This window comes from Streptomyces rhizosphaerihabitans, assembly GCF_025399795.1.
Classification (GTDB): Bacteria; Actinomycetota; Actinomycetes; order Streptomycetales; family Streptomycetaceae; genus Streptomyces; species Streptomyces rhizosphaerihabitans.
On record NZ_JAODTZ010000101.1, the window covers coordinates 1 to 13,999 of the forward strand.

General features: G+C 69.7%; 12 protein-coding genes and 1 pseudogene. 6 read left to right on the plus strand and 7 right to left on the minus strand.

What is annotated here, in order from left to right:
* Positions 1 to 128 precede the first annotated feature (128 nt).
* The 6 genes from N4G66_RS43910 to N4G66_RS43935 form a co-directional block, all read right to left on the minus strand.
* On the minus strand, positions 129 to 968 hold the full coding sequence (locus tag N4G66_RS43910; protein WP_261709933.1) for a sulfotransferase family protein: 840 nt from the start codon (positions 966 to 968) through the stop codon (positions 129 to 131).
* A gap of 86 nt (positions 969 to 1,054) precedes the next feature.
* A complete protein-coding gene (locus tag N4G66_RS43915; protein WP_261709934.1) occupies positions 1,055 to 2,956 on the minus strand; it encodes an ABC transporter ATP-binding protein in 1,902 nt (633 codons plus the stop codon).
* 83 nt (positions 2,957 to 3,039) lie between these two features.
* Complete coding sequence (locus N4G66_RS43920; protein WP_261709935.1) at positions 3,040 to 4,452, minus strand: sulfotransferase; 1,413 nt, start codon at positions 4,450 to 4,452, stop codon at positions 3,040 to 3,042.
* Positions 4,449 to 5,078, minus strand: a complete 630-nt coding sequence (locus N4G66_RS43925; RefSeq protein WP_261709936.1) for a sulfotransferase family protein — start codon at positions 5,076 to 5,078, stop codon at positions 4,449 to 4,451. The genes N4G66_RS43920 and N4G66_RS43925 overlap by 4 nt, the downstream gene beginning before the upstream one ends.
* 78 nt (positions 5,079 to 5,156) lie before the next feature.
* Positions 5,157 to 6,170 carry an NAD-dependent epimerase/dehydratase family protein gene (locus tag N4G66_RS43930; protein WP_261709937.1) on the minus strand — a complete coding sequence of 338 codons (1,014 nt, stop codon included), beginning with the start codon at positions 6,168 to 6,170 and terminating at the stop codon, positions 5,157 to 5,159.
* Complete coding sequence (locus N4G66_RS43935) at positions 6,170 to 7,342, minus strand: glycosyltransferase family 4 protein (protein ID WP_261709938.1); 1,173 nt, start codon at positions 7,340 to 7,342, stop codon at positions 6,170 to 6,172. Before N4G66_RS43935 ends, N4G66_RS43930 begins: the two co-directional genes overlap by 1 nt.
* A gap of 869 nt (positions 7,343 to 8,211) precedes the next feature.
* Between N4G66_RS43935 and N4G66_RS43940 the strand changes: the two genes are divergently transcribed.
* Genes N4G66_RS43940 through N4G66_RS43965 form a run of 6 tightly spaced genes read left to right on the plus strand, consistent with a single transcriptional unit; the run spans position 8,212 to position 13,392 of the window.
* Complete coding sequence (locus tag N4G66_RS43940; protein ID WP_261709939.1) at positions 8,212 to 8,928, plus strand: aKG-HExxH-type peptide beta-hydroxylase; 717 nt, start codon at positions 8,212 to 8,214, stop codon at positions 8,926 to 8,928.
* Between the two features lie 23 nt (positions 8,929 to 8,951).
* Positions 8,952 to 10,121: a YcaO-like family protein gene (locus N4G66_RS43945; protein WP_261709940.1), complete on the plus strand. Its 1,170-nt coding sequence runs from the start codon at positions 8,952 to 8,954 to the stop codon at positions 10,119 to 10,121.
* A gap of 22 nt (positions 10,122 to 10,143) precedes the next feature.
* Entirely contained in the window at positions 10,144 to 10,887 is a 744-nt protein-coding gene (locus N4G66_RS43950; RefSeq protein WP_261709941.1) for a class I SAM-dependent DNA methyltransferase, read from the plus strand.
* A complete protein-coding gene (locus N4G66_RS43955) occupies positions 10,884 to 11,762 on the plus strand; it encodes a class I SAM-dependent methyltransferase (protein ID WP_261709942.1) in 879 nt (292 codons plus the stop codon). Before N4G66_RS43950 ends, N4G66_RS43955 begins: the two co-directional genes overlap by 4 nt.
* Positions 11,759 to 12,637, plus strand: a complete 879-nt coding sequence (locus tag N4G66_RS43960; RefSeq protein ID WP_261709943.1) for a phytanoyl-CoA dioxygenase family protein — start codon at positions 11,759 to 11,761, stop codon at positions 12,635 to 12,637. Before N4G66_RS43955 ends, N4G66_RS43960 begins: the two co-directional genes overlap by 4 nt.
* Entirely contained in the window at positions 12,634 to 13,392 is a 759-nt protein-coding gene (locus N4G66_RS43965; RefSeq protein ID WP_261709944.1) for a hypothetical protein, read from the plus strand. Before N4G66_RS43960 ends, N4G66_RS43965 begins: the two co-directional genes overlap by 4 nt.
* On the opposite strand, the pseudogene N4G66_RS43970 reads toward N4G66_RS43965, so the two are convergent.
* Positions 13,393 to 13,999, minus strand: a pseudogene (locus N4G66_RS43970) (lytic transglycosylase); the annotation flags it as partial.

Below are 13,999 nucleotides of genomic sequence, written 5' to 3' on the forward strand. Positions count from 1 at the left end.
ATCTGACCAGCCAGAATGCGCACAGTAATACGTGCCGGGATCAGCGATCATGCGGGGGTCCATATGTTTTTGGTCAAGAAGCACCGACCGCCTGCGCTGGCTGGAGGAGGACTGAGACCCGACAGTGGTCAGCGCGCGTAGGGCGCGTTGGTCTCGCCCGCGATGGCGTCGAAGGCGCGGAGGGCGGACTCGGACATCTCCTCACGCCAGCGCAGGTCCAGCACGATCGTGGGTGGATGGCCGAGGTAGTAGGCGCGCTTGGTCCGGTCCAGGGCGACGGTCCGGTCCGCGGTCCGGAGGGCACGTTCCCGCGCCATAATGTGCTGAGTTCCCTCGTTGCCACCCAACGGATGCTGGACGCTGGCCCAAAAATCGAGCATTGCGGGAAGGAAGGAGAGACCCAGCGTCGCGCTCAGGTGGGACAGGACGTCTTTGGTGTGGGTGGCGAGATCCTCGTAGTGCAACCGGCTAACGGTGCCGGGCCAGCGCGCCGCAAGATCCTCTGTCCGGCGGATCTGGGCGACCCACTCCGAGGCCAGCTCCGCGGGGCGGGCGTCGGGGTACTTGCGCAGACCGGAGTTGACCACCGCCCGGCCGTCACGGGCCAGCATCACCAGATGTCGTTGGACGGCGCCGGGCAGCAGTGCCGCCTGCTGATCGATCCAACCGACCGCTTTCGTGGAGTCCACGGCGAAGGAGCGGCCGGAGCGCCGAGCCAGCACCTCGTAGAGGTCGGGACCGGGGGGCGGCAGCGGGCTGCCCCACACGGGACAACCGTCGGCGCAGAAGTTGCAGCCGACGGTCCGCCCGTGTGCGTCGGTGGTGCCGAGGCGGGTGCTGTTCCACGCCTCGCCGGCGAAGCAGACCGCCGGATGCGCACCCAGCATCAGCCCCAGCAGAGTGGTGCCGGAGTGCCCTGCCCCGCAGATGAAGACCACCGTCTTGTTGCGCCGCCCACTGTTCGTCACTTCACAGCACCTCCGTAGCCATTACACGGTCTGCTCCTGTCGGGTACAACGCGCCCTGGCTCTCGGCACGGGGGCGATGGCTCCGGTCACCGGTCCTGTGACAGCTTGTGCAGTTCCGCGAACAGCCCGCCTCGGTCGAGGAGTTCGTCGAACGTTCCCTCCTCCGCGATCCTGCCCCCAGCCAGTACGACGATGCGGTCGGCGATGCGGGTGTTGGTGAGGTTGTGCGTGACGAACACGGCGGTCCGGCCTTCGGCCAGCGTCTTGAAGCGGCTGATCACCCGGTGTTCGGCACGCGGATCCATCGCGGACGTAGGCTCGTCGAGGACCAGGACGCTGGCCTCTCGGTAGCAGGCGCGTGCGACAGCGAGGCGCTGCCACTGGCCGCCCGAGAGATCGTGCCCGCCCCAGAACGACTTGGCAAGCAGTGTGTCGAGACCGTGCGGCAGTTCGGCCAGCACTCTGTCCGCGCCGGCCTCGCGGGCGGCGGCGTGCACGAGGTCGTCCCCGCCGCGGGCCTGGCCGAGCGTGATGTTCTCCCTCGCGGCCATCGGCCACTTGGTGTAGTCCTGGGGCACCAGACCGACCCGCGACCAGACCGAGTGCGGATCGGCCTGGGTCAGGTCGATGCCGTCCCAGCTGACCGTGCCACGAGTGGGCAGGTAGAGGCCAGTGAGAAGGTGGGCGAGTGTGGTCTTGCCGGAACCGTTCTCACCCACCAGGGCGACGACTTCACCGCTGCGCAGGGTCAGACTGACTTCGTCGACGGCAAAGTGGTCCGCTGGGCTGCCGGGGTGACGGTAGGACACCCGGTGGGCGCGGATCTCCTGGGGGCCGGCCGAATCGATCACCAGCGGTCCGCGCGTGGCGCGCAGGGTGTCGGCGAGAGCCAGGAAATCCTGCCAGTCCTGGAGGTGGAGCGAGGTGCGAAACAGTCGGGCGCCCGCCATCACCAGGGAGTTGAGCGCGCCGGTGGAAGAGCGGACCGCGACCACGGCCGTGACGGCGACCGCGAGCGCGATGGTGCCGCTCACCGCCAGCAGCCCGACGGTGAGCCAGGTGAGGGTGAGCATGACGCCGGTCCCGGCCGCTCCGCCGAGCGTCACCAGCAGCACCCGGGGCGCGGCCGCCCGGTGCCTGGTTCTGATCCGCGTGGCGACTTGGGCGTACCACTGGCGCAAGAACGCGGCCATGGTGCCGGCCCTGACTTCGGCGGCCGTCCGGCGGTCCGTGCTGTGCTGGCGCAGGATGTAGCGCAGTCGGTTGTCGGCGAGGCTGGTGTGAGCAGTGTGGTGGGCGATACGAGCTGCGCCCAGAGCGGCGGCCCCCTTGGGGAACATCGCGAGGACCAGCAGCGGCAACAGCAGGGGGTTCAGCAGGGTGAGGACGGTCGCCGCGGCCGTCAGCTGGGCCACCGCGGAGACCAATTGCTGCGCGTCGGCAATCAGGTCCTGCGTGGCCATCGCCCCCAGCCCGGCGGCCTGGAGCGAGTCGTTGAACTCCGGTTGGTCGTACGCGGTCAGCTCGACCTCCGGGGTTCTGGCGAGGATGTGTTCCTCGGCGAGCGCGGTCACCTCCGGTCCCAGTTTCACTGCCGCGTACTGGGAGACCGCGTCCGCCGCCGCCCGGCTCGCGGCGGCCCCCGCCGCGGTGAGCAGAGCCGGCACCGCGGCATGCAGCCGCTCGGTGGTCTGGCCCTGCCCGACCAGGGCTCCGATCACCTGGGCAGTCGCGGCCAGGACCACCGCGGCGGCGACAGCCGCGAGGAGCTGGGCCACCAGCAGTTGGAAGACCGCCCACCGGTCGGCGGCCCAGCTCAACCGGGCGGCGGCGGCGATCATGGTGGGAAGACGAGCCGCCATCTGCGGCAGGCTTGCTGCCACGACATGGTCGTGATGCGGGTCGTCCCAGCCGAGGCGCAGTTGGGGCTGTTGAGCGGAGGTGGGGGGAACATGGGTCGGCACCCGGGTCATCCTGCCGTCACTCACGGTGCCGGACAGTGACACCGCTCCGGGCCGCACCTCCTTGGATGCGGAAACCCCACGTGCGGATGACGGTGGGGTGGAGGGTTTCACACTCTTGGGAACGGTCCCGGTGGAATCGGTCGGCCGAGAAAGGGGGCGAGCTTCTCCCAGCCCTCGCCTGCGCAGATGTCGAGTGTCAGCAGATCTCGGGGGCGTCGAGCGAAATGGTTCTGTACGCGGATGAGTTGTTCCTCATAAACCCGAGCCATTCGAACCCGGTCGAAGGTCTCCCCTCCGCAGATCCGTGTACGGAACAGATACGCCGCCTCCCTGTGGGCGGCCCGCTCGGCCGTCGGCGCTCCCGGCGGCCAGCCGGTGTTCCAGAGCCGCTCCACCACACGCAGCCAGCTCTCCGTCTCCCGTACGGTGACGACGAACCGCGCCCCCGGATGCTGCGCGTCCAGTTCTGTCAGGGATGCGAGCGCGAAGACGCTCGTCAGGCCGTCGTAGTGCCGCAGCGCGGGAAAGTCACCGTCGCGGCGGCGCAGGGCCGCCAGGTCGGCCGCGCCCAGCGGGTAGTGGGCGAGGTCGAAACCGAGCCCGTGGAGGGCCTCGACCAGGGTCCGGGTCGCCGTACCGGGCAGGCCGAGGGAGAACACTTTGGGCCGGTCCGCGGCGCGGCCAAGGGTCTGCGGGGCGCAGGCCACGGTCTTCCGGACCTCGGCCATGGTCAGCCGAGGACGATCGGGCAGGCGCAGCTCCCCGACTACGCGGGCCGCCAGTTCGGGCAGGCCGTCGAGATACCGGCCCAGAGCGTGCGGGGTGACATCGGCGGGTACTACCGAGCGGCTGTGCAGTATCGCCCTTCTGGCCACCGCGAAGTCCAGGTCGTCTCCCCAGCGCAGCAGGGCCGACTCCAGCACCGCGCGTCCGCTTTCGGTACGGCTGCGCACCTCGCGTAGGGCGTACTTGGCGAAGAGGTCGTGGTAGTGCTGGAAGTGGTCGTGCAGGATGTGGAAGCCTTTCAGCTGCACATCGGGCTGGAGACCACGTCGGGCGAGGTGCCTTCGGAAGGCCTCGGGCCGCAGCATCGGCCCGCGCCCCGCCGCTGGTGACTCCGCGCCGACGTCCACCTCCCGCATGGCCCGGACCAGGTCGGCTCGGGTGATGTGCACCCCGCAGTGGACCCGGCCGCGGAACCGGTCGTGTACGAAGCAGTCGACGTACGCCAGGTCGTTGGCGTCGAGAAAAGGCCTCATGTCCTCGAGAATCAGGCAGTCGGCGTCGACGTGGACGATGTGCGAGGCGTCGCCGTGGTCGATGTGTACCTGGCGGTCCACGGCGCGGGCGAGCGGCCGGATGTTCTTGGCGATGTGGACCCGGCGTGGGCGGATGTGCCGGATCGCGAGGCCGAGAGCAAGGCGGGTGGTGCGCTCGCCGACCGTGCGGAGTACCAGTTCGACCGGCCGCCCTGCGGGTGGTGACCAGTCGCCGGGAAGGATGCGGATCGCACCGGTCACGGCCGGTCCGGGGTGGGCGCGGGCCGGTTGACGTTCGGGAAGGGGCGGTCGGGGATCTTCATGCCCAGGAAGGGGGCCAGCCGTTCGTAGCCCTCGCCCCCGGCGATGTCCAGGACGAGCAGGTCGTCGTCCCGGCCCACGAAGTGGCGCAGCACCTGTTCGACGTGGCGGCGGTGGACGCGGGCGAAGCGTTCCGGGTTGAATTCGTGACATCCGTAGACGGCCGCGCGCAGGAAGCGCTGCATGTCCGGATACCCTTCGCCGTGGTCGGTTTTGCTGTCCACCGGCCGTACCCAGTGCGTCGCGCACGAGCGCAGCCAGCCCTGCTCCTCCCTGACCGTCAGGATGAACTTGGCGCCGGGCCAGGCGAGATCGAGTTCCTCGTAGTACGGAACCACGCTGATGTCGGTGATTCCGTCATGGTCCGCAAGCAGCGGAAAGTGCCCGGTGCCGGCGAGCAGGGTCTGGTAGGTGGCGGGGTCGGAGGGGTAATGCACGATGTCGAAGCCGAGGGTGCGCAGCGCGGCGGTGAGCGAGCGGGTGCCGGTGCGCGAGAGGCCGATACCGAATACCTTGGGCCGAGGATGGGCGCGGTGCGGCGATAGGGAGGGAATCCTGTCGGTCAAGTGGCGCCTCTATAGGGAGAGTTGAATAGCGGTGCCGCCATAGCGGCGGGCGCCCGGAGCTGGCGTACGGAGTTTCGTTCATCCTTCTTCCGCGTGCGTCGGAGTGCCGGTGGAGTCGGCCGGGGCTCGAGGGCCAGCAATTCGGGCCTCGGGCAGGTGCGCCAGATCGATGACGGTCTGGTCGGCCATTGCGGCCAGGCCGTCGTCCAGCTCCGTGCGGGGCCGGTATCCGAACGCCCGCGCCGCCAGGGCGATGTCGGCTCCGGTGTGCCGGGCCTCGCCGCGGCCGCTGGGCCGCGGATCCAGGTTCACCGGGCCGACGAGGCGCTCGACGGCCGCGATGATGTGCTTCATGGACACCGGGGCATCACCGCCCAGGTTGGCCACTCCTGTGAAAGAGGAGCCGGCCGCGTCCCGCATCGCGGTGACGACATCGTGCACATAGGTGAAGTCGCGGGTCTGCTCGCCGTTGCCGTAGAGCGGGAATGGTTCTCCGGTCAGGGCTGCTCCGATCAGCCGGGCCAGGGCCATGTCGGGCCGTTGCCGTGGGCCGTACACACTGAACAGGCGCAGTGACACCGCGGGCAGGCTGAAGGCGATCCGGTAGATCTCGCACAGATGTTCTGCCGCCAGTTTGGTCACGCCGTACGGTGTGAGCGGCCGGGGGCACACCGACTCGCCCGTGGGAAAGACCGGGGCGTCGCCGTACACGGAGGAGCTGGAGGCGTAGATGAACTTGCGCAACGGCCGGTCCCGCACCGCTTCCAGAAGCCTTTGCGAGGCCAGCACGTTGCGACGGGCGTACAGCTCGAAGTCCTCTCCCCAGGACGACCGTACGCCTGGTTGCCCGGCCAGGTGGTAGACGACGTCCGCTCCGTCGATGAGGGCTTCGAGAGGGGTTTCCAGCAGGTCCACGCGGTGGAAGGCGAAGGACGGATGCGGGGTCAGTTCGCGCAGGTTTCGTTCCTTGAGTGCCCGGTCGTAGTAGTCGGTGAGCGAGTCGATACCAAGGACGCTGTCACCGGCCGCCAGCAGGTGAGCGCAGAGGTGGGAGCCGATGAAGCCGGCGGCGCCGGTCACCACGGCCCGCATCAGCGCGTCCCGGTTGTGTCGCCGGGCTCGGGCAGCACCCGGTCGGCCCGGATCCGCCAGGTATGCCGCTCATGGAGCTGCCGCCGCGCCTCGCCGCCCAGGGTGTCGCGCAGGTGCGGATCGCCGACGAGCCTCTTGACCGCGGCCGCCCAGGCCTCGGTGGAGTCCGGCGGGCAGAGCAGGCAGTTGGCTCCGTCCGTCAGGATCTCCCGCAGTACGGGCAGGTCCGAGGCGATGATGGCCTTGCCGTGGGACATGTACTCGAACAGCTTCATCGGCGATACCCAACGGCTGATCTCGCCCACGCCTCCGGCGCAGAACGTCCTGCGCTGGTAAGGCGCCAGGACCATGTCGAACGCCCGCTGGTAGGGGGCCAGCTCGGCGGGCGGGAGATGCCCGTGGAAGTACACGTTGGAGCGTGTGCAGCAGCTCTGCCAGTGCTCGCGGTCGGCTGTGGTGCCGCCGACCAGATGGAAGTCGGCCTCGGGTACGCGTGCGGCGAGTTCGAGAATGACGTCGATGCCGCGGCCGGGGTACAGATGACCGACGTAGCCGATTTTCGGTGCCTCCGGGCGGCCCGGCAGGTCTGCCACCGGTCCGTCGGCCGGGGCAGGGTCGGCACAGTCATGAGCCGTCACCAGATCGGCCCACCGCGACGAGTCGAGCTCCGGGAAGGCGCGACGGTAGTCGTCGGCGAGCGCCTGGGACACAAACACCACGCGGCGCAGGTTCCTTCTGCGGAACAGGACGCCTTCGATCCTCCGGACGATCCGCTCCGACCACATCAGATGGGTCTCGTACACCAGAGGGGTCAGGCCGGACGAGACGAGCAGGGCGCGCAGGTCTCGTCCGTACAGCAGGTCGGGGGTGCCTCGCCGGCGCAGGTCGGCACGGATCCGCCAGGCACGGATCCATACGCCCAGGCCCAGCAGCGCGGGCTGAGCGATGCTCCGCACCTCGAAACGGTTGCGGGTGCCGTAGTAACGGTGTGCGTCACCGGCGGGCACGGTCCCCGGCAACGCGTAGAGGACGACCTCGTGTCCCGCGTCGGTGAAGGCATCACACATCCGCATGACGTGCACGCCGTTGGCGTAGACGGAGGGGATGCTGCCGGAGTGCAGATAGGCGATCCGCATGGCTGGATGGGCCTCCGGGGTACTGGTGGGGGACACCCATGCTCTGCAGCCGGGTCTCGGGGCACAACCGCTCCCCGCCGGGCGTCCGTGGCACACAGGGGCACACAGGGGCGCACAGCAGCGCACGGCCGGGCCCGGCCGCACCCTTGTCGGCCAGATCTCACGGGCCGTCAGGGTGCCAGCCGCCCCACGCGTCACATCCGCATCATCAAGGGCCGGTCACCGGACCACCGTTCGCCTGTTCCATGATGTTGTGGGTGGGCCGGAGCACAGAAACCCAAGGCTGTCCGGTTCCCGCACCGGCCGTCCCGCCGCCGATGGTGGGCCGTCCTGCCGTGCGGTACTTCTGAGCGGAGCGTCATCCGGCGCTCCCACCGGGCCCGAGACCAGCCATGGAGGACATCGTGGAGAACGAGGACATCGAGCAGGTCACCGAAGAGCTCCCCGAGTACGCGCTCATGATCGACATTCCGGACCAGGACTGAGCGGTCCGGACAGGTCGCACCTGCCTGTTGTGCCGGTGCTCCTGCCGGCGGGGTCCGTTCCGTCGAAGCCCCCGCACGGCCGCCGCACCGGCCCACAGCCCGGCGGTTCCGCCGCACAGGCTTCCGGCCGCCCGGCGCACGCGCGGGGCGCTGCTCACCGAAGGACGGACCCTGCCGGCCACGGCACCGGATCCTGACCCCCGAGAGGGAGAGTGAACGCGTGGAGGTGACCAGGTGCTGCGGGTAGCACCCGACACACGCGAGGCGGTGCGAGATGAGGGAGGGGTCCATCGAGTGGTCTGTTCCGTCCTGACGGCGGCCGGGCTCCCCGCACCGCCGAAGGCCCATCCTGCCCTGGTGGCGGCCGCGTTCGCCTTTCAGACGGATCCAGGACTCCCGCCCCCGACGGCCTTGCGAAGAGTGCGTGGCACGAAGGCCCGCGAGAGCCTGGCGCCCGCGGAGCCGTCCCCCCACCTCATCCGCTCCGTGACCCGCGCCCTGGCCGCACTGCCAACCGGAACCGACGCCACCGGCGGCTCCCGAGTGGCGTCCTGGCAGCGGCCGGACCGGGCCGTGCTCGATGAGAGCGTCGCGCGACTGGCGGCCACCTGGCCGCAGATGCTGGCCGAACTGCGTATCGGTGTCGCGCAAGTGGCTCTCTTGGAGGGCCCGGCGATCGACGGCTTCACCGACTTCGCCACTCACGGTGCGATCTATGTGAACCGGTCACGGCTGCGCACCAGCCCACGCGGTCTGCCCGGGCCGGTGCGGTGCGCGGAGGCACTGGTGCACGAGGGCACCCACACCCGGTGCAACGCCGCCCAGCTGAGCACTCCGTTCCTCACCCCGGCCGCGGGCTCCGCGCATCTCGTCCGGACGCCCCTGCGCGCCGATCCCCGGCCCGTGGCAGGGTTGTTCCAGCAAATGGTCGTCCTCGCCCGGAGCAGCGTGCTCTACGCGCTGCTCCTCCGTGGCGACACCACGGCCACGGACGCACTGGAGGCCCGCCGGAGCCTGCTGGTGGAGAGGGCCCAGCATGCGGTGGTCACCCTGAGGGAACGCTCACCTCTGCTCACCGACCATGGGCTGACCGTTCTGGAGGAGTGTGCCGCCCTACTGAGGACCGCCACCGTCTGACCCATCACTTTGGAATCACGCTCATGCCGCAGCCCGCAGCCCTCTCCTTGCCCACCACATGGAAGCCTCAGGTCTTCGCGCCGTTCCCCGTCGAGCCCGAGGTGCTCTTCGGGCGGGTCGCCGCCCGCAGCACGCTGTTCGCCGCCACGGACAGCGCCGGCGGCGACCACGTCCTGATAGGCAGCGCTTCGGGGGCGGACCCCGACGACGTCGCCGTACGGGCCCGCGGCGAGTTGCTGGAGCGACTGGGCAACGTGCTGGCGGCCCGCGCCGCCGAGGAATCCTGCGCTCTCCTCGCCGATCACGCCGAACTGGTCCGTCGGGGCGCTCCCGCCCTCGACCCGGCGCCCTGGTCCGGGCCGGCCACCCGGACCGTGCGCCAGCTCTGGGTCACCGGGCGATCCCTGCTCTCCGGTTCGGAAGTACTGGTTCCGGCAGGTCTGGCCTTCCTGCAGCACCGTCCACCCACGGGCTGCGCAGCGCCGGACCGAGCCGGCTCCACGGGTCTCGCGGCCCACCCCGACCAGCGCACCGCGGTCGAACACGCCGCATGGGAGACACTCGAACGCGATCTGCTCCGCCTGAGCTGGCAGGACCCGGCGCGGCATCCACCCCACCATCGTCCCGTACACAACGAACTCCCCCTCCCCCTGCGCCGCGTGTGCGAGCACCTCGCACTGCGGGCGACCGCCTTCACCCTGCCCGCGCCCGGCTCCCACGCCGTCGCGGTCTGCCTGCACACCCCCAACCACAATGAGCAGACCTTCGGTGCTCGCTGCGGCCCGCCCGGGCAGGATGCAGAGCTCATCGCCCGCGCGGCCCACGAGGCGCTCATGGTGCGCTGGAGCATGAGCACGTCGGCGGCTCGGCGTGTCCGCCGACGGTCCATACCGGGTGATACGCCGGTCTCCGCGGTTGAGCACGCCGTGTGGACGTATCTCGGCGGTCAGGACGCGCTGGCGCGCTGGCTGCCACACACCACGGCAGACCGGCACCCGACGAGGCAGGGGCCGGTGGACCCTGTACGCCTGCTCGCCGAGCACACCGGTCAGGACGTCATCGCCGTCGATACAACCCCCGCTGCGTTCGCCGCCTCCGACACGGCCGTCGTCCGACTGATCGCCCCCGGCGCCCTGCCGCTGCCGTCCGCCTCTTCCCCCGGTTCACGCGTTCCGCCGCACCCCTTCGGCTGAACCCCTCACACACAGGAGCAGCATGCCACCGACTCCCGACTACGCCGTGGACCTGGCCGACCACTACGACGACTGGTTCACCCCACCGACCGCCACCACCGACGCCACCGTGGCCCTGCTGAACCGGCTGGCGGCGACCGCACCGGACGGACCGCTGCTCGAACTCGGCATCGGCACGGGGCGAATAGCCCTTCCGCTCGCCTCGCTCGGGCACGACCTCCACGGTGTCGATGCCGCGAAGGCCATGGTCGAACAGCTCCGCGCCAAACCCGGAGGTGCCGAACTCGCCATCAGCATCGGCGACTTCTCCGAGGTGGACCACGAAGGCCGGTTCGGAGTGATCTACGTGGTCAACGGCACGTTCTTCGAGCTGCCCTCCCAGGAAGCGCAGATTCGCTGCCTGACACGGGCCGCGGCACGGTTGCTCCCTGGCGGGCTCTTCGTCCTGGACGCGCATCTTCCGGAAGCCCTGGCCGCCGGAGCCGGGACCGGTGCCCAGTCCGTCCAGACAGTCAGCGGTGACCCGGTCACGCGTATCCGCCGGATCCACCCGGCGACCCAGCGCTACACCTCCGACTACAAGGTCGTCGACAACGGCAGCGTCCGGCACGTCCGGGTGGCATTCCGCTACGCCTCCACCGGCGAACTGGACCTGATGGCCGCCACGGCCGGCCTGCAACTGCGCGAACGGTTCGGCGGCTGGTCCGGCGTCCCGTTCACCGACAGCAGCAGCTACCACGTCAGCGTGTACGAGCTGCCGGCGTGAGCGCGGCAGACCTGTCCGGCGGGCCTCGCGACCCAGAGGCATACCTGCGTAACAATCGCGAACTGTGGCAACAGTGGACGCCGTTGAAGGCCGCGTCGGCCCAGTACGACCTGACCGGCTTCCGGGCCGGCGGTTCACGCATACGCGCGCTTGAGCGTGCCGAGGTCGGCGAGGTGCGCGGCCGCTCGCTGCTGCACCTGCAGTGCCACGTCGGCGTCGACACACTCTCCTGGGCGCGGCTGGGTGCCCGGGTGACCGGTGTCGACTTCGCCGCCGAGGGCGTGACGACGGCGCGTTCCCTGGCCGCCGACATCGACCCGTCGGCGGTCTTCGTGGAAGCGGATGTCCTGGCGCTGCCCACCCATCTGGACGGCCATTTCGACATCGTGTACACCTCCCACGGTGTGCTCGGCTGGCTGCCAGATCTGCGCCGCTGGGCCGAGGTCGTCGCACACTTCATCGCACCGGGCGGATTCGTCTACGTCTTCGAGTCCCACCCCGCGGCCTGGATGCTCGACAATCACCTCGACAAACCCGAGTTGAGGCTCCGCTACTCGTATTTCGGTGAGCCGGAGCCTCTTGCCTTCGAGTACCGCAGCCCGACAGCGGTACCCGGCCGGGAGATGCCCGGAGTCGAGTACGCGTGGGGACACTCACTCGGCGAGATCGTGAGCGCCCTGGCGTCCGCAGGACTGACGATCGAATTCCTTCACGAATGGCCCTTCGTGGCCTGGCGGATGCTTCCCTGCATGGTGGAGCACGACGACAACTGGTGGCGATTGCCGGACGGTCTGCCGTCCATGCCTTTGTCCTTCTCTCTCCGTGCTTTCAAACCGCCCGCCTTAAGTAGGGGAGAATCAGCTTGCCCGCCGTGACCTCACACCGCTCCCCTGACGAGCTCGATCTCCGCCATGTCCTCGACGGCCGGATGATGGTCGTCCGGAACGGTCTGGCACAGCTCACCCCCACGGAGTCATGGACCCGGGCGGCACTTACGGCCGTCGCCTCCGCCGTCTCGCCGGAAGCCGCCGAGCAGTTGTCGGAGCGAGGGCTGGAGCACATCCACACCGTCGCCGAGGTCGATCAGTTACGCGCCGTCCGCGACGACCTGGACCGTCGCCTCAGGCCCGCCGCACGTCAGCTGCTGCTGCGCTTCGCCGACATGCTCCCGCCGCAGAGCCGTCAGCTGTACGTCAGCGACCACTTGGGTGTGCGGATCATGCCCCCACGGACCACCGTCCACGGCCGGGAAGAAGAACTGGGTGAGTACACCGGCTTCATGATCCCGACCGGCGCCCACGTGGACTCGTGGTTCAACACGGCCGTCAATTCCGTCAACCTCTGGATGGCCCTCAGCCGGGTCCGCCGGGACAACGGCCTGTTCATTTGGCCCGAGGCATATCGGCGCCCTCTGCTCCACGATGGGGTGCGGCTGCTCCCCGACCAGACGGTCGGTGAACCGGTGGAAATTCAGCTCAGCCCAGGTGACCTGCTGCTTTTCGCAGGCGACCACCTTCATGCCACCCGTCCCAACAGTGGACCGGAGACCCGGTGGGTGATCACCAAGCGCATCTGCCTCGGCCCGCCCCACTACCACCCGCGCGCCACCGGCTGGGTTCCGTACCTCGACCCCCGCCTGCTCGACACACCCCTGCGCCCCCTAGCCCCCCTGCGGTCAGTCCTGACCGCAGGACGCGCCCGCCAACTCGTCCGTGAGACCCGCCGCCGCCTCAAATCGCGCGGTGCATGAGCACGCGGCGCAGCACCTTGACCCTGCGCCTGAGCCTCGGCTCCGACCCAGGGCCCGCAGCAATCGCCGGCGTCGAACTGATCGGCAGCGACCCGCCCATCGACGGAGCACCTGCCCCCGCAGTGCGCGCCAATCTCCACACGATCGGAACCAGCGTCCTGGGCCGCCTCCACGCCCACCTGACAGACGCTTCCCGACAACTCGACGACGACGAACTGACCAGGCTGTGCTTCGTCACCGGCTTCTTCGAAGCCGTCTACCGAAACGGCTCCTTCCCCCGCAAGCGCAACCTCCTCGCCCAGGTCGACGAGCACACCACCGTCACGAGCGTGATTAGCGCCGTGCCGAGCTACGTCCTCGACGACATCGACGAGCAGATGAAGCTCGCAGAACAGCCCTTCGCCCCGCTGCGAGGCCTGCCGACCGAGCAGCGCCTATGCGGGCCGATCTTCGCAGGAAGCGCCGACGTGAAGGCCGACGCAGACTTCATCACCGACGGTCTCCTCATCGACTGCAAAGCCGTCACCCGGCCCCACCGCCTCGGACGGGACGAGGTACAGCAGCTGACCGGGTACCTCCTCCTCGACTACGACGACCGCTACGACATCCGCGAGGTCGGCTTCTATCTCGCCCGCCAAGGCGCCCTGATCCGCTGGACGGTCCCGGAGTTCCTCAAGATGCTCGGTGCCTGTACCCCGCTTCCGCAGTTGCGTGCGGTACTACGCGCACATCTGCGGGGCAGCCGCCGCGCCTAGCTAGGGGGCGGTGGGAGTGGCGGTGGCGGGCGCGGTGGCCACCGTCAGTTCGACGGTCAGGGTCGCCCCGCCCGTGGTGGTGACGCGGAGCAGGAAGGTGCCGGTGGTGTCGTCGGCGTACAGCTTCGGCAGCACGAGCCGGCCGTCGGCGTCGGTGGTCAGGGTGGTGAGCGTGCGTACGGTCTTGCCGTCCGCGTCCTTGAAGAAGGGGCCCTTGTCGTTCTCGCCCGTGTCGTCGGCGGACTTGATCAGGGTCGCGGTCGCGGCGACCTTGCCCGCCGCGGCGCCCTTGTAGGTGGCCTTCACCTCGACCTGGTCGGCGAACTCGCCGCCCGGCACGCAGGTCAGCGGGGTGTCGGTGGTGCGGGCCAGGGTGTCGGCCTGGCGGGCGGTGACGGTGGCGGTGTAGTCGAGGCCGGCCATGATGCGGCCCACGACGGTGACGCGGACGGTGAAGTCGCCGGTCTTCTCACCCGCCGTGAGGGCGGGCGCGGTGGCCGTGCCGAGCCCGTCGGTGACCGTCGTGGCGACGCTCTCGCCGCCGGTGAAGGTGGCGTCGGTGTCGCCGATGATGGTGAACCGGACGCGGACCTTCGCCACGGCCTTA